A 17,517-nucleotide genomic window follows, 5' to 3' on the forward strand; every position below is an offset into this window, starting at 1 on the left:
TATCGAATCGGTATGGCGCTCCCTTACAATTTTGTAAGGTTTTCCTGGGCGGGAAACGTCAAGACGGCCTCGGTCCACTGGCCCTCCTCGGACCGGATGCGCAAATCAATCTCCAGCGCAGCGGCAACCTTGCGGCAAAGGTACAGCCCGATGCCGGTGGAGCCGCCCCGGCTGCGGCCGTTGCTGCCGGTAAACCCCCGCTCAAAGACCCGGGGCAGCTCGTGGGCCGGAATGCCGATGCCGTTGTCCCGGACCGTCAGCTCCACCCGATGCCCCAGCTGCCGGGCGGACAGGGCGATCACCGGGTGCTCCCCTCGGTAGCGCACCGCGTTTTGCAGCAGCTGTCCCAGCAAAAAGCACGCCCACTTGCCGTCGGTAAACACGGTGCGCTCCAGGCCCTCCGTGTCCACGCGCACGCCGCTTTGGATCAGCAGCGTCCGGTGCTGCCCGATGGCCTGGTCCGCCAGCTCCGAAAGCTGCGTCCGGCGGATGACCAGGTCCTTTTCCGGGCTCTCCGCCCGGGCATAGAACAGTGCCCGCTCCACATGGGTTTCGATCCGGGCCAGCTCCGCAGACAGGGCCCGCCGCGTCTCCGGCTCCGCGCTGCGGCAGAGGAGCTGGGCCGCGGTGATGGGCGTTTTGATCTCATGGACCCAGCTCTCGATATACGCCCGGTACTCCCGCTGGGCGGACCGGGCCTCGGATACGGCCCCGATCATCGCCCTGCCCGACCGGCGCATCAGCGCGAAGAGCCCGCGCTCATAGGCCCCCCGGGGAGGCGGGGCGCACTCGGCGAAGAGCTGCTTTTGGTCCAGCCCGTCCATGACGGCCTCCAGCTCCTCCAGCCGGCTCCGGCACCGGAGATAGTCCGCCGCCTGCACGCCGGCAAAGAGCAGCCCCCCGGCCAGCAGAAGAATCGCCAAAACGCCCGGCGCTGTGCCGGTGGCCAGCAGAAACACCCCTCCGGCGGCCGCGCCCCCCAATTGGAGCACCAGCCGCCCCAGCCGGTCGGATAAAAATGCGCCAACGCTCATAGCTGATACCCCATTCCCCGCCGGGTCTTGATCGCGCCGGGCAGGCCCAGCTCCTCCAGCTTTGCCCGCAGCCGGGTCATATTGACGCTCAGCGTGTTGTCGTCCATGTAGATCTGGCTGTCCCACAGCGCCTCGATCAGATCCGCCCGGGAGACGATCTCCCCGGGGCGGCGCATGAGATATGCCAGAATCCGAAGCTCGTTCCGGGTCAGCTCCACAGACCGCCCCCCAGCGGAGGCGGTACCCCGCGTCAGGCTGAGGGTGATGCCTGCGGCCTCCAGCAGCTCCGGGTCCGGCGCACCGCCCCGCCGCCGCAGAACGGCCTTCACCCGGGCCAGCAGGACGGGGATGTTATAAGGCTTTGTGATGTAGTCGTCCCCGCCCAGGCTCAGCGCCCGGAGCTCGTCCAGGGCGGAGTCCCGGCTGGTGACGAAGATGACCGGCGCATCGGACGCCCGGCGCAGCTCCGCGCACAGGGAAAATCCGTCCCGGCCGGGCAGGCCCACGTCCAGCAAAACCAGGTCCGGCCCCACCTCCCGCACCTGCTCTGCGGCCGTGGAAAAGTCCGTGACCGTCCGAGTCCGGTAGCCCTCATTCTCCAGCAGCAGGGCCAGTTCCTCCCGGATCACCGGGTCATCCTCCAAAATCATGATGGTCTGCATCTCACGCCGCCTTTACTCCGTTTTTCTCATTTTAGCACAGAGGGAGAAGGGCTGTCCACGGAAGATTGGGAGCGGACCGCCCCCCGGTGCCGTCTTTTCTCGCAAAATAGCGGCAGGGCAGGCCGCGGCGGACCCCCACCCCGTTTTGCACGCACTACATCCGCCGGAGCCGCCACAAATGCGGCCTCCGGCCCTCCCGCTCTTCCCCGGATTCTTTTACGAAAGTTATTGACCACATGGTTTGTTTTTGCTATAATACAGATAATAGACCACGTGGTCAATTATTTTGAGGAGGCGATTCCATGAAACGGGAGGAGAAGAACGCGCTGTCGAGGCAGCGGATCTTGGGGGCCGCCCTGCGGGAATTTTCCGAAAAGGGGTATGCGGCGGCTTCTCTGAATACGATTTGCGCGGAAAACGATATCTCCAAGGGAATCATCTATCACTATTTTGCGGATAAGGATACACTCTATCTCCTGTGTGTAACGGCCTGCTTTGACGCGCTGACGGCCTATTTGACACAGGCGCCGGATGCCGTCAGCGGCTCTGTGGAAACACGGCTGCGAGGCTATTTTGACGCAAGACTCCGCTTTTTTGCGGAAAACCCGCTTTATCTCGGAATATTCACCGATGCCGCGCTCCATCCGCCGGAGCACCTGATTGCCAGGATATCCGAAACGCGAAAAAGCTTTGACGACCTGAATATCCGCATCTTGACCGGGCTTTTGGAAAGCGCCGCGCCCCGCAGGGACCTGAACATCTCCGCGGTGGCGGACGATTTCAGACTGTACATGGACTATTTCAACCTGCGGTTCCAGCGGGAGCTGGCGGGAATCCACTCCCCGGAGCAGGCGCTCCGCGAACACGAGGAAAGGTGCCACCGGCAGATTCATATCCTGCTGTACGGGGTGTTGGGTGATCGGGATGGCACCAGATAACAGCGCGGAATCCCTGCTGGCCTCGGCGAAGCCGTCGCGCGCCATCGTCCGTCTCGCCGTGCCGGCCACGCTGGCCCTGCTGGCAAAAGCGGTCTACAACATCGTGGACACGGCATATATCGGGATGCTGGACAGCGATATCGCCCTTGCGGCGGTGGGCGTGACCCTGCCGCTGCTGCTGATCATGGTTTCGGTGGAAAACATCTTCGCGGCGGGGGCGTCGGTGCTGGCGGGCAGGCAGCTGGGCGCAGCGGACAACGAGGGGGCCAGCCGCACCGTGACCACCGTCGTCGGAATCTCCATGCTGATCGGCGTCGGTCTCTGCGTATTTGGAATTCTTTTCATGGAGCCGCTGCTGCGGGTGTTCGGCGCCTCCGATGCGGTCTTGCCCCAGGCAAAGGACTACGCTTTCTGGATGTTGATCGCGGCCCTGTTCAATCTGCCCGCCCAAAGCCTCAACTGCGCGGCCCGGGCGGAGTCCTCGGTCAAGATCTCCTCTGTCGCGGTCATCACCGGCGCGGCGCTGAACGTGGTGCTCGACCCGGTGTTCATGTTCTCGTGGGGCCTTGGCATGGGGGTGGAGGGGGCCTCCCTCGCCACAACGGTCTCCCAATTGGTCACCTATGGAATCCTGCTGTGGTTCTATCTGAGCGGCCGCTCCATCATCCAGGTCCGGCCCCGGTATTTCAAGTGCTCCGGCAACCTGGTGTGGACCGTCGTCTCCATCGGAATTCCAACGGCGGTCATTCAAATCTGCCTCGCGCTGGCGACCTCACTGACCAACATCGCCGCGAAGCCCCTGCCGGACGCCGACCTGATCATCGCGGCCTACGGCGTGGTCCAGCGGCTGATCCTGATTGGCTGCTATGTCATCATGGGATTTATGCAGGGGTATCAGCCGGTGGCCTCCTATGCCTTCGGCGCGAAGCAGGAAGAGCGGTTTCACCAGTCGGCCCGGTTCGCCCTGCGGGGAGCCCTGCTGCTCACCGTGGCGGTGGCGGCGGTCTATATCGCGCTGGCCCAGCCGCTGATCCTGCTGTTCAACCGCAATCCGGCGGTGGTGGCGTTTGGAAAATGGCTGCTGATCTCACAGGTGGCGCTGTATCCGGCGTTCGGACTGTGCTACATGATGACCATCACCTTCCAGACCATCGGCTCCTCCAAAATGGGGCTGCTGCTCTCCCTGATCCGCCAGGGGCTGTTCTATGTGCCGTTTATTCTGGTGCTGCCGCGGGTTTTCGGCGTGTCCGGCATCTACTTTTCGCAGCCCGCCGCCGATATCCTGACGCTTTTGGTCTGTGCTTTCCTGGTCCGGCCCATGAGACGGATGGCGGCGAGAAACATGGCGGCGCATGAGCAGAAGGCCGCAGAAACCGGCGGCGGAGAGCGTGGCGAAGATGGATAAAATTGTTGCGATCAGCCGCCAGTACGGCAGCGGCGGCAGACGGATCGGACAACTTGTGGCGGAACGGCTGGGCATTCCCTTTTACGACAAAGAGATCATTCAGCAAGCCGCCGGTCAAAGCGGCATCCACGCAAGCCATTTTACAGAGGCCGATCAAACCGGAGCGGGAAGCCCCCTGTATCCCCTCGCCCCCGGCGTGCCGTTTGAATTGCCCATCCAGGACCGGCTTTACTTCGCCCAGCGCAGCGCCATTCTCGCGTTGGCCGCCCCAGGGCCCTGCGTGATGGTGGGCCGCGGCGCCGGCGAGGTGCTGAAAGGCCGGCAGCCGCTGCTGCGGGTGTTCATCTACGCAGAGATCGAGGCAAGAATTCAACGCGCATTGGAAGAATATCAGGCGCCGCCGGAACACATTGAGCGGCGGATCAAGGAAATTGACAAAAAGCGCATGGCCTACTATGCCTTCTACGAGGGAGCTTCCAAGCAGAGAACGGACCATTTTGACCTCTGTATCGATAGCGGCAGCCTTGGGATCGACGGGGCCGTTCGGGTCATCCTGTCTGCCTGTCGTTAGAAGTCCGCGGCTGCGAAAAATCGCTTCCCATTCTCCTTGCAATCCCGCTTCAAAAGCCGACGGGGACCCCGCAATGCAGGGTCCCCGTCGGCTTTTTCAAGAAGGCGGCCTCATCTCCCGCCCCTGTTGGCCAGGTCCTGATAGCTCTCCCCCCAGGCCTGCATGGCGTCCAAAATGGGCCGCATGGACTCCCCCAGCTCCGACAGGGCGTACTCCACCCGGGGCGGCACCTCCGGATAGACCGTGCGGGTGATGATGCCGTCGGCCTCCATGGAGCGCAGGCTGTCCGTCAGCACCTTTTGGCTGATGCCCGCCAGGTCCTTTTTCAGTTCATTGAACCGCCAGGTCCGGCTGCACAGGTTCCGGATGATGAGCAGCTTCCACTTGTTGCCGATGATCTGCACCGTGGTGGCCACAGGGCAGGCCGGAAGTTCCTCCTTGGTCAGCATTCCGCATCCCTCCTCCCAGGATTTCCATGGTCTCATTATAGGGCAAGCCCCCGCCGCTTGCAAGCGGTCACCAAAAGGTGACTCCGTTATAAAAAAGTGCGTACTGTTCAGCGGCCCTCCTTTGCCCTATCATCTCAATCAGAGGCCGGGAGGCCGGTTTCAAATTACAGAGAGGAGGATATGCATGGGACTGGAAAAACTGTTTGACTGGACCGCCAAACAGGCGGACCAGGCGGCCGGCTCCGCCTGCGCCAGCGCCTGCGGCGCCGGAGACCCCAAGCCCGCGGAGCCCCCCACCGCCTGCGGCAGTGCCTGCGGCGCCGGGGACCAGACGTAAGGCACCCCTTCCCCGCGCTCCCGCGGGAACCCTTGCGGGGGCACGGCGCCGGGAGGGCGGTCTCCCGCCGCCTTTTGGGCGCTGCGTCCTCAGCCCACACCAACTGGAGGCATCCCCTATGAACGACTTCGCCTTTCAATGGCACATCACCGAGAGCTGTGACCAGCGGTGCAAGCACTGCTACATCTACGCCCAGGGCTCCCACGCGCAGTTTTGCGAAATGCCCCTGGCGGACATGGAGAACGTCCTGGAAAACTGCCTGGCCTTTTGCCGGAAGGCCGGGAGGCGGCCCTACTTCTACCTCACCGGCGGCGATCCCCTGCTCCACCCCCAGTTCTGGGCGCTGGCGGAGCGCCTGCGGGAGCGGGACCTGCCCTTTGCCATTCTGGGCAATCCCTTCCACCTCACCGACGAGGTATGCCGGCGGCTGCGGGCCTGCGGCTGCCGGAAATATCAGCTCTCCCTGGACGGCCTGCGGGAAACCCACGACCGCATCCGCCGTCCAGGCTCCTACGACGCCACCCTGGCGGCCATCCCCCTGCTCCGCCGGGCGGGCATCCGCGTGGCCGTCATGGCCACCGTGTCCCGGTGGAACCACCTGGAGATTCCGGAGCTGATCGACGTGGCGGTGGCGCACCGGGCGGACCTCTTCGCCTTCGCCCGCTACTGTCCCTCCCGGGAGGACCGGGACACCCTCTGCTCCCCCCAGGAGTACCGGGCGCTGCTGGAGCGGTGCTGGGAGAAGTTCCAGCGGTACGAGGCCCAGGGCTGCCGGACCGTCTTCTCCCGCAAGGACCACCTGTGGACGCTGTTCTTCTATGAAAAGGGGCTTTTCGACCCCGGCGCCTACCCGGCGGACGGCCTGATCCACGACGGCTGCGGCTGCGCCAACCGCCACATGACCATCCTCTCCGACGGGGCGGTGTACGCCTGCCGCCGCATGGAGAGCCGGGTGGGCAACGCCCTGACCGACGATCTCTGGACGCTGTTCACCGGCGAGGCCTTCGACGCCTTCCGCCGGTACGACGCCTTTGAAACCTGCAGCAACTGCGAGCTGCTGCGGTTCTGCCGGGGCTGTCCGGCGGTGGCCGCGGGCTGCTGCGGGGACCCCTACGCCCCGGACCCCCAGTGCTGGAAGGAGGTGGCGGGATGGACGCCCAGACCTGTCTGAAAAAGCTGAAGCAGGCGGGCGTGCTGGCCTTTGCCACGGTGGACGCCCAGGGCGCCCCCCAGGTCCGCAGCATCAGCGCCATCCACTACGAGCCCGAGGCCCTCTTCTTTTTCACCGCCCGGGGCAAGGACTTCTGCCGGGAGCTGCTGGCCGACGGACGGGTGCAGATTCTGGGCCTCACCGCCTCCAAGGAGATGATCCGCCTGTCCGGCCAGGTGGCGCCGGTCCCGGAGGCAGAGCAGTCCCGCTGGATCGACGCCATCTTTGCCGAACAGCCCTATCTCGCCAACGTCTACCCCGGCGAAACCCGCCGCGCCGGCATCGTGTTCGCCCTCCGGCAGGGGGAACTCTCGTATTTTCACCTGGGCGTGCGCCCCATCTTCCGGGCCTCCTATGCCCTGGGCGGCGGAGCCGTCCGCCCCAAGGGCTACCGCATCACGGCGGATTGCACCGGCTGCGGCCTGTGCGCCGCAGGCTGTCCCCAGAGCTGCATTCTGCCCGGGACGCCCTATGCCATCCAGGAGCACCACTGCCTGCACTGCGGCGCCTGTGCCCGGCTCTGTCCCGCCGGGGCGGTCCGGCGGCTGGGCGATGGGTGAACATCCCCTCCGCCCCGGGGTCCCGCCCTGTTCCAAGATAAGAAAGGAGCCATCCCCCATGCCAGATAATCGGCAATCCCCATTCCCCGCCCGGGAGACAGCGCGGCTGCGCGCCGCCCTGGAGGCCGCCGACGCCATTGTGGTGGGCGCCGGGGCAGGGCTGTCCGCCTCCGCGGGCCTCTCCTACGGCGGAGCGCGGTTCCACCGCCACTTCGGCGATTTTGAGGCCCAATACGGCTTTCACGACATGTACACCGGGGGCTTCTACCCCTTCCCTTCGCCGGAGGCGCACTGGGCCTATTGGAGCCGCCTCATTCTCCTCAACCGCTACCAGGACGGTCCTCTGCCGGTCTACGAGGCCCTGCGGTGCCTGCTGGCGGGCAGGGAGTTCTTCGTCCTCACCACCAATGTGGACCACTGCTTTCAAAAGGCGGGCTTTGACAAAGAGCGGCTGTTTTACACCCAGGGGGACTACGGCCTGTTCCAGTGCTCCGGCCCCTGCTGCCAGCGGACCTGGGACAATGAGGACGCCGTCCGGCGCATGGCGGCGGAACAGGCGGAGGGGCGGATTCCCCAGGCCCTGCTGCCGGTGTGCCCCGTCTGCGGCAGGCCCATGGCCATGAACCTGCGCTCCGACGACACCTTCGTGGAGGACGCGGGCTGGCACCGGGCCGCCGTGCGGTACCGGGACTTTCTCCGCCGCCACCGCACGGGGCGGGTGCTGTTCTGGGAGCTGGGCGTCGGGTACAACACCCCCGCCATCATCAAATTCCCCTTCTGGCAGATGGCCGCGGCCAATCCCCGCGCCGTCTACGCCTGCGTCAACAGCGGCCAGGCCGGCTGCCCGGAGGCCCTCCGGCGGCAGGCCGTCTGCATCGACGCCGACATCGGCGCGGTGCTGCGGGAGCTGGAAGCTCCGGCGGCGCCGGACGGAGAGGGAGGTGTCGGGCATGGACCGGTTGCATGAGATCGAAGCCCTGAACGCCCAGCTCCTCGCGGAGCTGCCGCAGTACCGGGAGGCGGCGGCCCGCTTCCCCGGCGACCTGCCCTCCCGGCGGCGGCTGCTCCGCAGCCTGATGAACCTGCGCCCGCCCATGCCTCTAAATCCCGGCTTTCTCGCCCGGCAGGACAGACTGCTCTCGGCGGAGCGGGAGGAGCGGGGGGTGGTGGACGCCATGGACCTCCCCCCTACCGCCGCCGATCCCCGCATCGCCATCTGGCAGGGGGACATCACCCGCCTGGCGGCCGGCGCCATTGTGGACGCCTGCAACAGCGCCCTGCTGGGCTGCTTTTGCCCCTGCCACGGCTGCATCGACAACGCCATCCACTCGGCGGCGGGCCTCCAGCTGCGGGACGCATGTCACCGCCTCATGGAGGCCCAGGGCCATCCGGAGCCGGTGGGCCGGGCCAAGCTGACCGAGGGGTACAACCTGCCCGCCGATTTTGTGCTGCACACCGTGGGCCCCCTGGTCCAGGGCCCCCTCACGGCCCGGGACTGCCGAGACCTGGCGGCCTGCTACCGCGCCTGCCTCCGCCTGGCGGCGGAGCGGGGAATCGAGAGCGTGGCCTTTTGCTGCATCTCCACCGGGGAATTCCACTTCCCCCCGGAGCGGGCGGCGGAGATCGCGGTGGAGACGGTGCGGGACTTCCTCTCCCGGGACGCCGCGCTGCGCCGGGTGGTATTCAATGTGTTCACCGATGCAGACTTGGACTTATACCGCCCGCTGCTGGCCCGCTGACGTCCCAAACCGCCGGTTTTCCCATCCGCCCCCCTGTTTTGCCCCGCCCAACGGCACAGCCGGTCCAAAAAGTGGACCGGCTGTGCCGTTTTTTTGCCGGAGCGGCCGGGTTTTCTCCGCTTTACCTGTCAACTTTCTGCTAAAATTCAAAAATCGTTTCAATACGCCCCGGAAGAAACCCTCTATAATAAAACCAAATCATTCATCCGCGCCGTCCCAGCCGCCCAAATTTTTTAGAACCAACAGGGAGGAACCGCACATGAGCCCCAAAGAACTGCTGTTTGCCGCGCTGTCCCACAAACCCACCCCCCGCCCCGCCTGGGTGCCCTTTGCCGGGGCACACGCCGCCAAGCTGCTGGGCTACACCGCCACGGAGTTCCTGCAAAGCGAGGACAAGATGGTGGAGTGCCTGCTGGAGGTCCACCGGATGTTCAAGCCCGACGGCGAATGCTGCATCTTCGACCTCCAGGTGGAGGCCGAAATTTTAGGCTGCGACCTGGTGTGGGCGGACAACGGCCCGCCCTCCGTCTCCTCCCACCCCCTGGCCTGCGACGAGGACGACGAGCCCATCGTCCCCTGTGAGTGCACCATTCCCGGCCCCGGCGACGGCCGCATTCCCAAAATCTGCAGCGCCATGCGCCGCATCAAGGCCGCCGTGGGCGACACCACCGCCCTCTACGGCCTCATCACCGGTCCCTTTACGCTGGCCTCCCACCTCCGGGGCAGTGATATCTTTATGGACATGTTTGACAATGACACCTACGTTCACGACCTGCTGCACTACTGCAACCAGGTGGCCTGCAAAATGGCCGACTACTACATCGACGCAGGCATGGACGTCATCGCCGTGGTGGACCCGCTGATCTCCCAGATCTCCACCGCCGCCTTTGAGGAGTTCATGACGGAGCCCTTCTCCGCCCTCTTCGCCCACATCAAGGAGCGGGGCGCCTTCGCCTCCTTCTTCGTCTGCGGCGACGCCACCCGCAATGTGGAGGCCATGTGCCAAACCGGCTGTGACGCCATCTCTGTGGACGAAAACGTAAACCTGAAGGCCGCCAAGGCCATCTGCGACCGGCACGGCGTCAGCATCGGCGGCAACATCCCCCTGACCACCACCATGCTCCACGGCACCCAGCAGGACAACATGAAGTGGGTGGTGGAGCTGCTGGACTCCATTGAGGACAAGACTGGCCTGGTGGTGGCACCGGGGTGCGACATGCCCTTCGACATCCCCTTTGAAAACACCATCGGCTGCGCCCAGGCGGTCTTCCAGACCGACGCGGTGCGGGAGATGGTAAAGGATTACGTGGCGGTGGACGACACCATGGATGTGGACTTGCCGGACTACGCCCACCTGGACCGCCCCCTGGTGGAGGCCTTCACCCTGGACCCGGCCACCTGCGCCGCCTGCACCTACATGGTGGCCGCCGCAGACGAGGCCAAGGCGGCCTTCGGCGACCGGATTCACTACAAGGTCTACAAGTACACCGTCAAGGAGGACATCGCCCGGACGAAAAAAATGGGAGTGCCCAACCTCCCCTCCCTGTATATCAACGGCCAGCTGGCGTTCCAGTCCATCATTCCCTCCAAGGAGGAGCTGGACGCCGCCATTCTCAAGCACCTGTAACCCGCCCCGGCAAACTGCCCGGCCACTCTTTTTTTGACGAGGTGAATCCCATGCCCATGCTGCCCGACTCCCATCAGATGGACCTGATGGAGACCGCCTGCCTCGCCCTCTTTGACGAGGGCCGCCCCCTGTCCGCCCTGGCGGCGGCGGAGGCGCTGCTGGCCCTTCCCGACCTGCCCATGCACTGTCCCGGCCACCACTATCTGACCCCCGCCGCCCTGCTGACCGCCGCCCACCGGGCCTGCGGCAGTCCTCGGGAGCGGCTGTGCGCCGACCTGAAGCTGGCCAAGGAGCGCTCCGCCATCATCCCCGGCGGCGTCTGCGGCCAGTACGGCTGCTGCGGCGCGGCCATCGGCGCCGGTATTTTCGCATCCGTCTGGCAAAAGACCACCCCCCTGTCCAAAACCGGCTGGGCCGCCGGAAACCGGATGACCGCCCGGTGCCTGGACGCCATCGCGTCGGTGGAGGGCCCCCGCTGCTGCAAGCGCGTCACCTATCTCACCCTCTCCGCCGCCGTATCCGCCGCCCGGGAGCTCCTGGAGCTGGACCTGGGCGCCGCCGGGGACATCCGCTGCCCCTACTCTGGGAAAAACCGGGAGTGCCGAAAAGACGCCTGCCCCTTTTTCCGGGCAGAGCCCGCCAAGGAGGAAGCCGTATGCTGACCATCGCCCCCCAGCTCCAGGCCATTTTGGACAAGGCCGCTCAGCGCCTGCCCCTCACCCGGGAGGAGTGCCGATACCTCCTGCTCCAGCCGGCGGCGTCCCTCGCCTCCGGCGTCATCCGCAGCGCGGCCAACGCCCTGATCCGGGAAAAGACCGGGAACGCCGCCATTATCATCGGCCAGGTGGGCATCGACATCCACCCCTGCGAGGCCGCCTGCCGGTTTTGCTCCTTCGGGGAGGGCCACACCGCCATGCCCGCCCTGCGCCTGGACAAGCCGGCCCTGAAGGCGGCGCTGGACGGCTTTCGCCAGGAGGACGACCTGTACGGCATGTACCTGATGACCATGGCCGACAGCGAGGAGGCCCTCCTGCTGGACATGGTGTCCTACGCCCGGTCCGTCACCCCCGCCACCACCCAGATTTGGGTGAACACCGGCGACCGCGACCGGTCCTTTTTCCGGGAACTGGCCGCCGCAGGCGCCAGCGGCGCCTACCACGTCTGCCGCCTGAGGGAGGGCACCGACACCCGCCTCTCCCCCCAGGCCCGCCGGAAGACCATGGAGGCCATCCGCTCCGCCGGTCTCCAGCTGTTCAGCTGCTGCGAGCCCATCGGCCCGGAGCACACGGTGGACGAGCTGGTGGAGAGCATCTTCCTGTGCCTGGATCTGGAGGTCTCCCAGTTCGGCGCCATGCGCCGCATCGCGGTGCCCGGCTCCCCCCTCTGGGACAAGGGCCAGATCAGCAATCTGGAGATGGCCCACGTGATGGGCTGCGTGGGCCTGGTGTACGCCTCCGTGGAGAGCGCCCGCTTTTTCGGCGTCCACGAGCCCTGCGAGTCCGGCTACCTCTCCGGCGCCAACTTCGTCACCGCGGAGACCGGGGCCAACCCCCGGGACACCCGGCAGGACACCAGCAAGGGCCGGGGCTGGGACATGAACCGCTGCCGGAAGCTGCTGTTCGAGTGCGGCTTCACCAGCCTCCTCCGGGGGGACGAGAGCCGCATCCCCCTGGACTACGCGTATCTGGCCCAGACAGATTCCCTCATGTAATTTGAAAGGTTGGAGGCTGCTCCCATGGCAAAGCTCTATCTCATCACCGGCTTTCTCGGCGCGGGAAAGACCACCTTTCTCCAAGAGCTGGTCCGCCTGTTTCCAGGACAAAAAATCGCCCTCATCATCAATGAATTCGGCAAGACCGGCGTGGACGGCACCCTGCTCCAAACGCTGGGCATCGCCCTGACGGAGATCAACAACGGCTCCATCTTCTGCTCCTGCCAGATCGGGCAGTTTGAGGAGGCCCTCCGGGCCGTGGCGGACCAGGCGCCGGACCTGGTGTTTGTGGAGGCCTCCGGCCTCTCGGACCCCACCGCCATCTGCGGCATCCTGGCCCAGCCCCAGGTGGGCCGGAAGCTGGAGTACGCCGGGGCCGTCTGCCTGGTGGACGGCGTCCGCTTCCAGAAGGTCTACCAGACCGCCCGGGTCTGCCGGATGCAGCTGGCGGTCAGCGACCTGGTGCTCATCAACAAGGCGGACCAGGCCACCCGGGAGCAGTTGGACGCCATCCGCGCCGTCGTCCAGGCCCAGAGGCCCGGGCGGCCCGTCTATGAGACCACCTTCGGCCGGGTGGAGGCGGCCTGGCTGGAGGCCATGGCCTGCCCGGCGGAGGGTGCCTCGGACCTCCAGATTCACACCCGGGACATCACCCTGCAAAAACTCACATTGGAGGTGGGCGGCTTCGACCTCACCACCCTCACCGCCTTTCTCAGGATGTTCGCGGAGGACACCTACCGGATCAAGGGCTTTGCGGACCTGCCGGAGGGCCGGTACTTCGTGGACTGCGTGGGGCCGCTGGTGGCGCTGCACCCCTTCTCCGGCCGCGTCCGGGAGCCCGGCCGCCTGGTGGTGCTGTTCGGCAACGGCCTGCCCGCTCGGAAGAGTATCAAGGCCGCCTGCGTCTGGTACCCGGACTGCACCGTGACCATGGCCTGAGCCCCCGAAAAAAGACCGCCCGCACCCGCCGAAACGGCGGGGGCGGGCGGTCCTCGTTTTTCCTCAGTGCTGCTTTTTCGACCAGCCCTGCTCCCGGTACTTCCCCGGGGCAATCCCGGTCTGGCGCTTGAAAATCCGGGTGAAGTAGCTCTGGTCGCCAAAGCCCACGGCGCTGGCGATCTCCGCAATGGGGACGTCCGTGTTGCGGAGGAGGTACTTGCTCCGGTCAATGCGCAGGCGGTTGACGTACTCCGTAAAGGTGCAGTTCAGCTCCTCCTTGATGATGCGGCAGAAATAGGACTTGGAGAGGTACACCCGCTCCGCGGCCTTGTCCAGGGAGATCTTGTCCGCCAGGTTCTCCTTGATGTAGGCCGTGGCCTTGAAGATCACGTTCTGGTGCTTGATGTCGTTGAAGTCGAAGACGAAGCTGATGAACTTGTTCAAAATGGCCCCGATCCAGCGGTTCAGCATCTCCACGCCGCTGAGGGACTCCACCTCGTTGGCGTACTGCTGGCACAGGTTCAGAATCTCATCCACGTCCGCGCCGCCGTCGATGGCCGCCCGGCCCATGAGGATCAGCAGCTCCCTGGCCCGGGACTTCATGCGCACCACGTCGTTTTCCGACTGGTCGAAAATATAGGCCAGCAGTTCGTTGAGCAGGTGCTGGGCGGCGGCCTTGTTGCCCGTGCGGATATGCTCCTGCAGCTGCCGTTCGCTCTCAATGGGGTATACCTTTGCGTGGGGGGCGGTCGTCAGATCGTACATCATTTGTAAAAGCTCCGCCTGGCTGCCGGAGTCCACATCAGGCGGAAGGGTCTCCATGGTACAGGCATTCACCGCCATGCTGAGGGTCTCGCTGAGGGCGCGGACCTGCCGGGTGGTCATGCGGGGGACCTCCGGCGTCGCGCAGACGTTGTTCAGCGGGTCTTCAAAAGGCTCGTTGTCGTTGGTCATGATGATGGGGCCGGCAATCACGCAGTACTCCATAGGGCCCTCCAAAAAGGCCGCCGTGGCGGCGACAAAGGTGAAGCCCCGGGGACAGTAGTAAATATATTTCCCATCCCAGCGCTCCGCCTCGCAGGCGCCGTAGAAATGGGTTTTGTAGGCGCTGCACTGCGCCGGCTCCAGCGGGCACGTATCCGTGAAGGCGGGGACCACAAAGGTGCCGGACGGAACGTCCATCAGCGCCGTATGTACAGTTGTCAACTCCTGGATGTACTCGCAAAGTCGCAGATACCGGTCCAACAGCTCCATCTTCACCCCTCCTCAGCTCCGCTGGCAATTCCATCCGTCGTTCGTTTAGTATTGTATTTTATATGGGGGTCGAAGTCAACATTTCATTTTTTCCAGCTTCAGTTTCCGGAAGTTTCCGCCGGGTTTTTGGTGTTATATTTTTATTTTTTGGAGTATGTGATGCAAAGAAGTTGGAAGTATTGCAAGAATTGAAGACGATCGATTACAATCGCTTTAGTGATTGTGACGGCAGGCAGCCACGCGGAGCGGACGGGCGGATTTCCCCAGCTCCCCCCGGCGGCGAAACGGCGGACCGGTCCAGAGAGAGGTCCGCTGTCCCGCCCGCACCGGAGCGCGCAGCAGCGGCAACAGCCGCTCCCCGGGGCAGGGCCGCGCCCAGCAGTCCAACATGAAAAGGATGGGGAAAAGACATGAAAAAGCTTCTCACAATCGTTCTGGCCCTCGCGCTGCTCTCCTCTCTTGCGGCCTGCGGCGGCAAACAAGCCGACACCGCCCCGCCTCCCGCCGATCCCGGCACCAGCGCCCCTGCCGACACCGGCGGCGATACCGGCGGCTATACCGGCGGAGAGTACAAATTCGTCACCTCCTCCCACATCGCCAAGGAGGAGCTGGCCACCGTATACATGGACCACTTCTGCGATCTCGTGGAGGAGCGGACCGGCGGCAAGATCACCTTTGACCGCTTCTACTCCGGCCAGATCGCCAACCAGGCCGAGTCCGCCGAGGGCCTGAAGGTGGGCTCCATCGACATCGCGGTGAACGACTGGCCCAGCATGTCCTCCGTCAACGGGTTTGCCAAGGGCGACATCATGGCGCTGGGCTACCTGTTCAACAGCTTCGACCACGTGAAGGCCTTCGCCGCCAGCGACGACTACAAGCAGATGTGCGACGAGCTGGTGGACCAGGTGGGCATCCGCTGCCTGGCCGTGGGCGCCAGCGGCTTCCGCCAGGTGGCCACCAAAAACGCCCCCATCACCTCCATCGACGACTTCCAGGGCCTGCGCATCCGCGTCCCCGATATCGCCATCTACGTGAACACCTTCCAGGCCCTGGGCTGCGCCACCACCATCGTGGCCAACTCCGAGGTCTATACCGCCCTCCAGACCGGCATGGTGGACAGCGTGGAAAACCCGGTGCAGGGCATGTACAACATGTCCTGGTATGAGCAGCTGGACTACATCAACGAGACCAACCACATCTTCTGCGACATCGACCTCTTCATGAACGAGGAGCGCTTCCAGAGTCTGGACGCCCAGGCCCAGGCCGTCCTGCTGGAGTGCGCCCAGGAGGCCAGCGCCGCCAACCTGGAGCTGACGGAGAGCAAAAACGACGAGTACGTGGCGCTGTGCGAGGAGGCCGGCACACAGTATAACACCTTCGACACCGCCCCCATCGTTGACGTGATGAAAAACGAGGTGTGGCCCGCATACTTTGCCGCCGTCGACGGCGGCGAGGAGCTGGTCAACAGAGTCCTGGCCCTGGGCTGATTGTTTCGGCGCGGCCCCGGCCCCTCCCCCCACGTCTCCGCGCGGGCTTCGCCTCCTCTCCAAACAGGTGGAAGGAGGCGGAGCCCGCCGGCGGTTTTGCCCGCCCGCAAGGCGCTTCCCTCCGGGGGCGCGGCACCTGCGCCGCCCCTCCTCCGGCCCCCGTTTTCCGGAAAACCGGGCTTGGCAATTTGTGTTATATTTTTATTTTTTGGAGTATGTAACGCAAAGAAGTTGGAAGTATTGCAAAGATTAGAAATAGTATATTACAATCGTTTTAGTGATTGTGACGGCAGGCGGCCGCGCGGAATAATCTTACAGTTTTTCCCAGTTCTCCCGGCAGTTTACCGGCGGACTTTCTCTGGATGGTCCGTCGTCTTGCATATGTCGGGACAGCCGCAGCCCCACTCCGCGAGGCACGCCGCGCCCAGCAGTCCAAAACAAAAAGGATGGAGAAAAGATATGAAAAAGCTTCTCACAATCGTTCTGGCTCTCGCGCTGCTCTCCTCTCTTGCAGCCTGCGGCGGCAAAAAAACCGAGACCACCCCGCCCCCCGCCGACACCGGCGCCCCCGCTGAGACCGGCGGCGACACCAGCGGCTACACCGGCGGAGAGTACAAGCTCACCGCCTCCTCCCACATGGCGCCGGAGGACCTGGTCTCCGTTTACATGGACGACTTCTGTGACCGCGTGGAAGAGCGCAGCGGCGGCAAGATCACCTTTGACCGCTTCTATTCCAGCCAGATCGCCAACCAGACCGAGTCCGCCGAGGGCCTGAAGGTGGGCACCATCGACATCTCCCTCAACGACTGGGCCACCATGGCCTCCGTCAACGGCTACGCCAAGGGCGGCGTCGTCTCCCTGGGCTATCTGTTCAACAGCTACGACCACGTGAAAGCCTTCGCCGCCAGCGACGATTACAAGCAGATGCAGCAGGAGCTGATTGACCAGACCGGCGTCCGGAACCTGGCCATCGGCGCCAGCGGCTTCCGCCAGGTGGCCACCAAGAACGCCCCCATCTCCTCCATCGACGATTTCCAGGGCCTGCGCATCCGCGTCCCCGACATCGCCATCTATGTGAACACCTTCCAGGCCCTGGGCTGCGCCACCACCATCGTGGCCAACTCCGAGGTCTATACCGCCCTCCAGACCGGCATGGTGGACAGCGTGGAAAACCCGGTGCAGGGCATGTACAACATGTCCTGGTATGAGCAGCTGGACTACATCAACGAGACCAACCACATCTTCTGCGATCAGGACCTCTTCATGAATGAGGAGCGCTTCCAGACCCTGGACGCCGAGGCTCAGGCCGTCATCCTGGAGTGCGCCCTGGAGGCCAGCGACGCCAACCTGGAGCTGGCGGAGACCAAGAACGACGAGTTCCTGGCCAACTGCGTGGACGCAGGCGTGGAATATGTCACCTTCGACGTGGCCCCCGTGAAGGAAGTCATGAAGGAAAAGGTTTGGCCCACCTTCTTTGAGTCCGTCGAGGGCGGCGAGGCGCTGGTGAACAACATTCTGGCCCTCTCTTAACGCCCCCCGGGTTCCTCTCTGCGGCGCGGCGGTGCATCCCCGCACTGCCGCGCCGCCGTTTTGA

18 protein-coding genes are annotated in these 17,517 nt (G+C 64.7%); 14 read left to right on the forward strand and 4 right to left on the reverse strand.

Going from position 1 to position 17,517, the window contains the following annotated elements:
* Nucleotides 1-23: 23 nt before the first annotated feature.
* The gene (locus QZS21_RS03945; RefSeq protein ID WP_295580522.1) at nt 24-1,034 is read right to left on the reverse strand and encodes a HAMP domain-containing sensor histidine kinase; all 1,011 of its coding nucleotides are present in this window, start codon (nt 1,032-1,034) and stop codon (nt 24-26) included.
* On the reverse strand, nt 1,031-1,696 hold the full coding sequence (locus tag QZS21_RS03950) for a response regulator transcription factor (protein ID WP_295580524.1): 666 nt from the start codon (nt 1,694-1,696) through the stop codon (nt 1,031-1,033). Before QZS21_RS03950 ends, QZS21_RS03945 begins: the two co-directional genes overlap by 4 nt.
* A gap of 302 nt (nt 1,697-1,998) precedes the next feature.
* On the opposite strand from QZS21_RS03950, the gene QZS21_RS03955 reads away from it, so the two are divergent.
* Genes QZS21_RS03955 through QZS21_RS03965 form a run of 3 tightly spaced genes read left to right on the forward strand, consistent with a single transcriptional unit; the run spans nt 1,999 to nt 4,610 of the window.
* On the forward strand, nt 1,999-2,634 hold the full coding sequence (locus QZS21_RS03955; protein WP_295580526.1) for a TetR/AcrR family transcriptional regulator: 636 nt from the start codon (nt 1,999-2,001) through the stop codon (nt 2,632-2,634).
* Nucleotides 2,621-4,039 carry an MATE family efflux transporter gene (locus QZS21_RS03960; RefSeq protein ID WP_295580528.1) on the forward strand — a complete coding sequence of 473 codons (1,419 nt, stop codon included), beginning with the start codon at nt 2,621-2,623 and terminating at the stop codon, nt 4,037-4,039. Before QZS21_RS03955 ends, QZS21_RS03960 begins: the two co-directional genes overlap by 14 nt.
* Nucleotides 4,032-4,610: an AAA family ATPase gene (locus tag QZS21_RS03965; RefSeq protein WP_295580599.1), complete on the forward strand. Its 579-nt coding sequence runs from the start codon at nt 4,032-4,034 to the stop codon at nt 4,608-4,610. The genes QZS21_RS03960 and QZS21_RS03965 overlap by 8 nt, the downstream gene beginning before the upstream one ends.
* Before the next feature lie 110 nt (nt 4,611-4,720).
* On the opposite strand, the gene QZS21_RS03970 is transcribed toward QZS21_RS03965, so the two are convergent.
* Nucleotides 4,721-5,059, reverse strand: coding sequence for a helix-turn-helix domain-containing protein (locus QZS21_RS03970; RefSeq protein ID WP_295580530.1), 339 nt, complete (start codon nt 5,057-5,059; stop codon nt 4,721-4,723).
* 184 nt (nt 5,060-5,243) lie between these two features.
* Between QZS21_RS03970 and acgA the strand changes: the two genes are divergently transcribed.
* The 9 genes from acgA to QZS21_RS04015 all read left to right on the forward strand — a co-directional run bounded on the left by acgA (nt 5,244) and on the right by QZS21_RS04015 (nt 13,182).
* Nucleotides 5,244-5,396 (forward strand): ACGX-repeat peptide, encoded by a 153-nt coding sequence (gene acgA / locus QZS21_RS03975; protein ID WP_295580532.1) that lies wholly within the window; start codon nt 5,244-5,246, stop codon nt 5,394-5,396.
* A 118-nt stretch (nt 5,397-5,514) separates the two neighbouring features.
* The gene (gene acgM, locus QZS21_RS03980) at nt 5,515-6,567 is read left to right on the forward strand and encodes a radical SAM/SPASM domain protein, ACGX system (protein WP_295580534.1); all 1,053 of its coding nucleotides are present in this window, start codon (nt 5,515-5,517) and stop codon (nt 6,565-6,567) included.
* Nucleotides 6,546-7,166, forward strand: a complete 621-nt coding sequence (locus QZS21_RS03985) for a 4Fe-4S binding protein (RefSeq protein WP_295580536.1) — start codon at nt 6,546-6,548, stop codon at nt 7,164-7,166. The genes acgM and QZS21_RS03985 overlap by 22 nt, the downstream gene beginning before the upstream one ends.
* Before the next feature lie 58 nt (nt 7,167-7,224).
* Nucleotides 7,225-8,133, forward strand: coding sequence for a Sir2 silent information regulator family NAD-dependent deacetylase (locus QZS21_RS03990; protein WP_295580538.1), 909 nt, complete (start codon nt 7,225-7,227; stop codon nt 8,131-8,133).
* Nucleotides 8,117-8,905 carry a protein-ADP-ribose hydrolase gene (locus QZS21_RS03995; RefSeq protein WP_295580540.1) on the forward strand — a complete coding sequence of 263 codons (789 nt, stop codon included), beginning with the start codon at nt 8,117-8,119 and terminating at the stop codon, nt 8,903-8,905. The genes QZS21_RS03990 and QZS21_RS03995 overlap by 17 nt, the downstream gene beginning before the upstream one ends.
* 259 nt (nt 8,906-9,164) lie before the next feature.
* On the forward strand, nt 9,165-10,532 hold the full coding sequence (locus tag QZS21_RS04000) for a uroporphyrinogen decarboxylase family protein (RefSeq protein WP_295580542.1): 1,368 nt from the start codon (nt 9,165-9,167) through the stop codon (nt 10,530-10,532).
* 50 nt (nt 10,533-10,582) lie between these two features.
* A complete protein-coding gene (locus QZS21_RS04005; RefSeq protein ID WP_295580545.1) occupies nt 10,583-11,194 on the forward strand; it encodes a DUF5714 domain-containing protein in 612 nt (203 codons plus the stop codon).
* Nucleotides 11,188-12,243, forward strand: coding sequence for a hypothetical protein (locus QZS21_RS04010; protein WP_295580547.1), 1,056 nt, complete (start codon nt 11,188-11,190; stop codon nt 12,241-12,243). Before QZS21_RS04005 ends, QZS21_RS04010 begins: the two co-directional genes overlap by 7 nt.
* 24 nt (nt 12,244-12,267) lie before the next feature.
* Nucleotides 12,268-13,182 (forward strand): GTP-binding protein, encoded by a 915-nt coding sequence (locus QZS21_RS04015; protein WP_295580549.1) that lies wholly within the window; start codon nt 12,268-12,270, stop codon nt 13,180-13,182.
* A gap of 63 nt (nt 13,183-13,245) precedes the next feature.
* Here QZS21_RS04015 and QZS21_RS04020 read toward each other — a convergent pair whose 3' ends face one another.
* Nucleotides 13,246-14,436 carry an AraC family transcriptional regulator gene (locus QZS21_RS04020; protein WP_295580551.1) on the reverse strand — a complete coding sequence of 397 codons (1,191 nt, stop codon included), beginning with the start codon at nt 14,434-14,436 and terminating at the stop codon, nt 13,246-13,248.
* A 410-nt stretch (nt 14,437-14,846) separates the two neighbouring features.
* Here QZS21_RS04020 and QZS21_RS04025 point away from each other — a divergent pair, with 410 nt between their 5' ends.
* Together QZS21_RS04025 and QZS21_RS04030 are read left to right on the forward strand one after the other, a co-directional pair.
* On the forward strand, nt 14,847-15,923 hold the full coding sequence (locus tag QZS21_RS04025) for a TRAP transporter substrate-binding protein (RefSeq protein WP_295580553.1): 1,077 nt from the start codon (nt 14,847-14,849) through the stop codon (nt 15,921-15,923).
* Between the two features lie 459 nt (nt 15,924-16,382).
* Entirely contained in the window at nt 16,383-17,453 is a 1,071-nt protein-coding gene (locus QZS21_RS04030; RefSeq protein WP_295580555.1) for a TRAP transporter substrate-binding protein, read from the forward strand.
* The last annotated feature ends 64 nt before the right edge of the window (nt 17,454-17,517 follow it).

Origin of the sequence: uncultured Oscillibacter sp. (assembly GCF_900544955.1) — a bacterium.
Lineage (GTDB): Bacteria > Bacillota > Clostridia > Oscillospirales > Oscillospiraceae > Oscillibacter.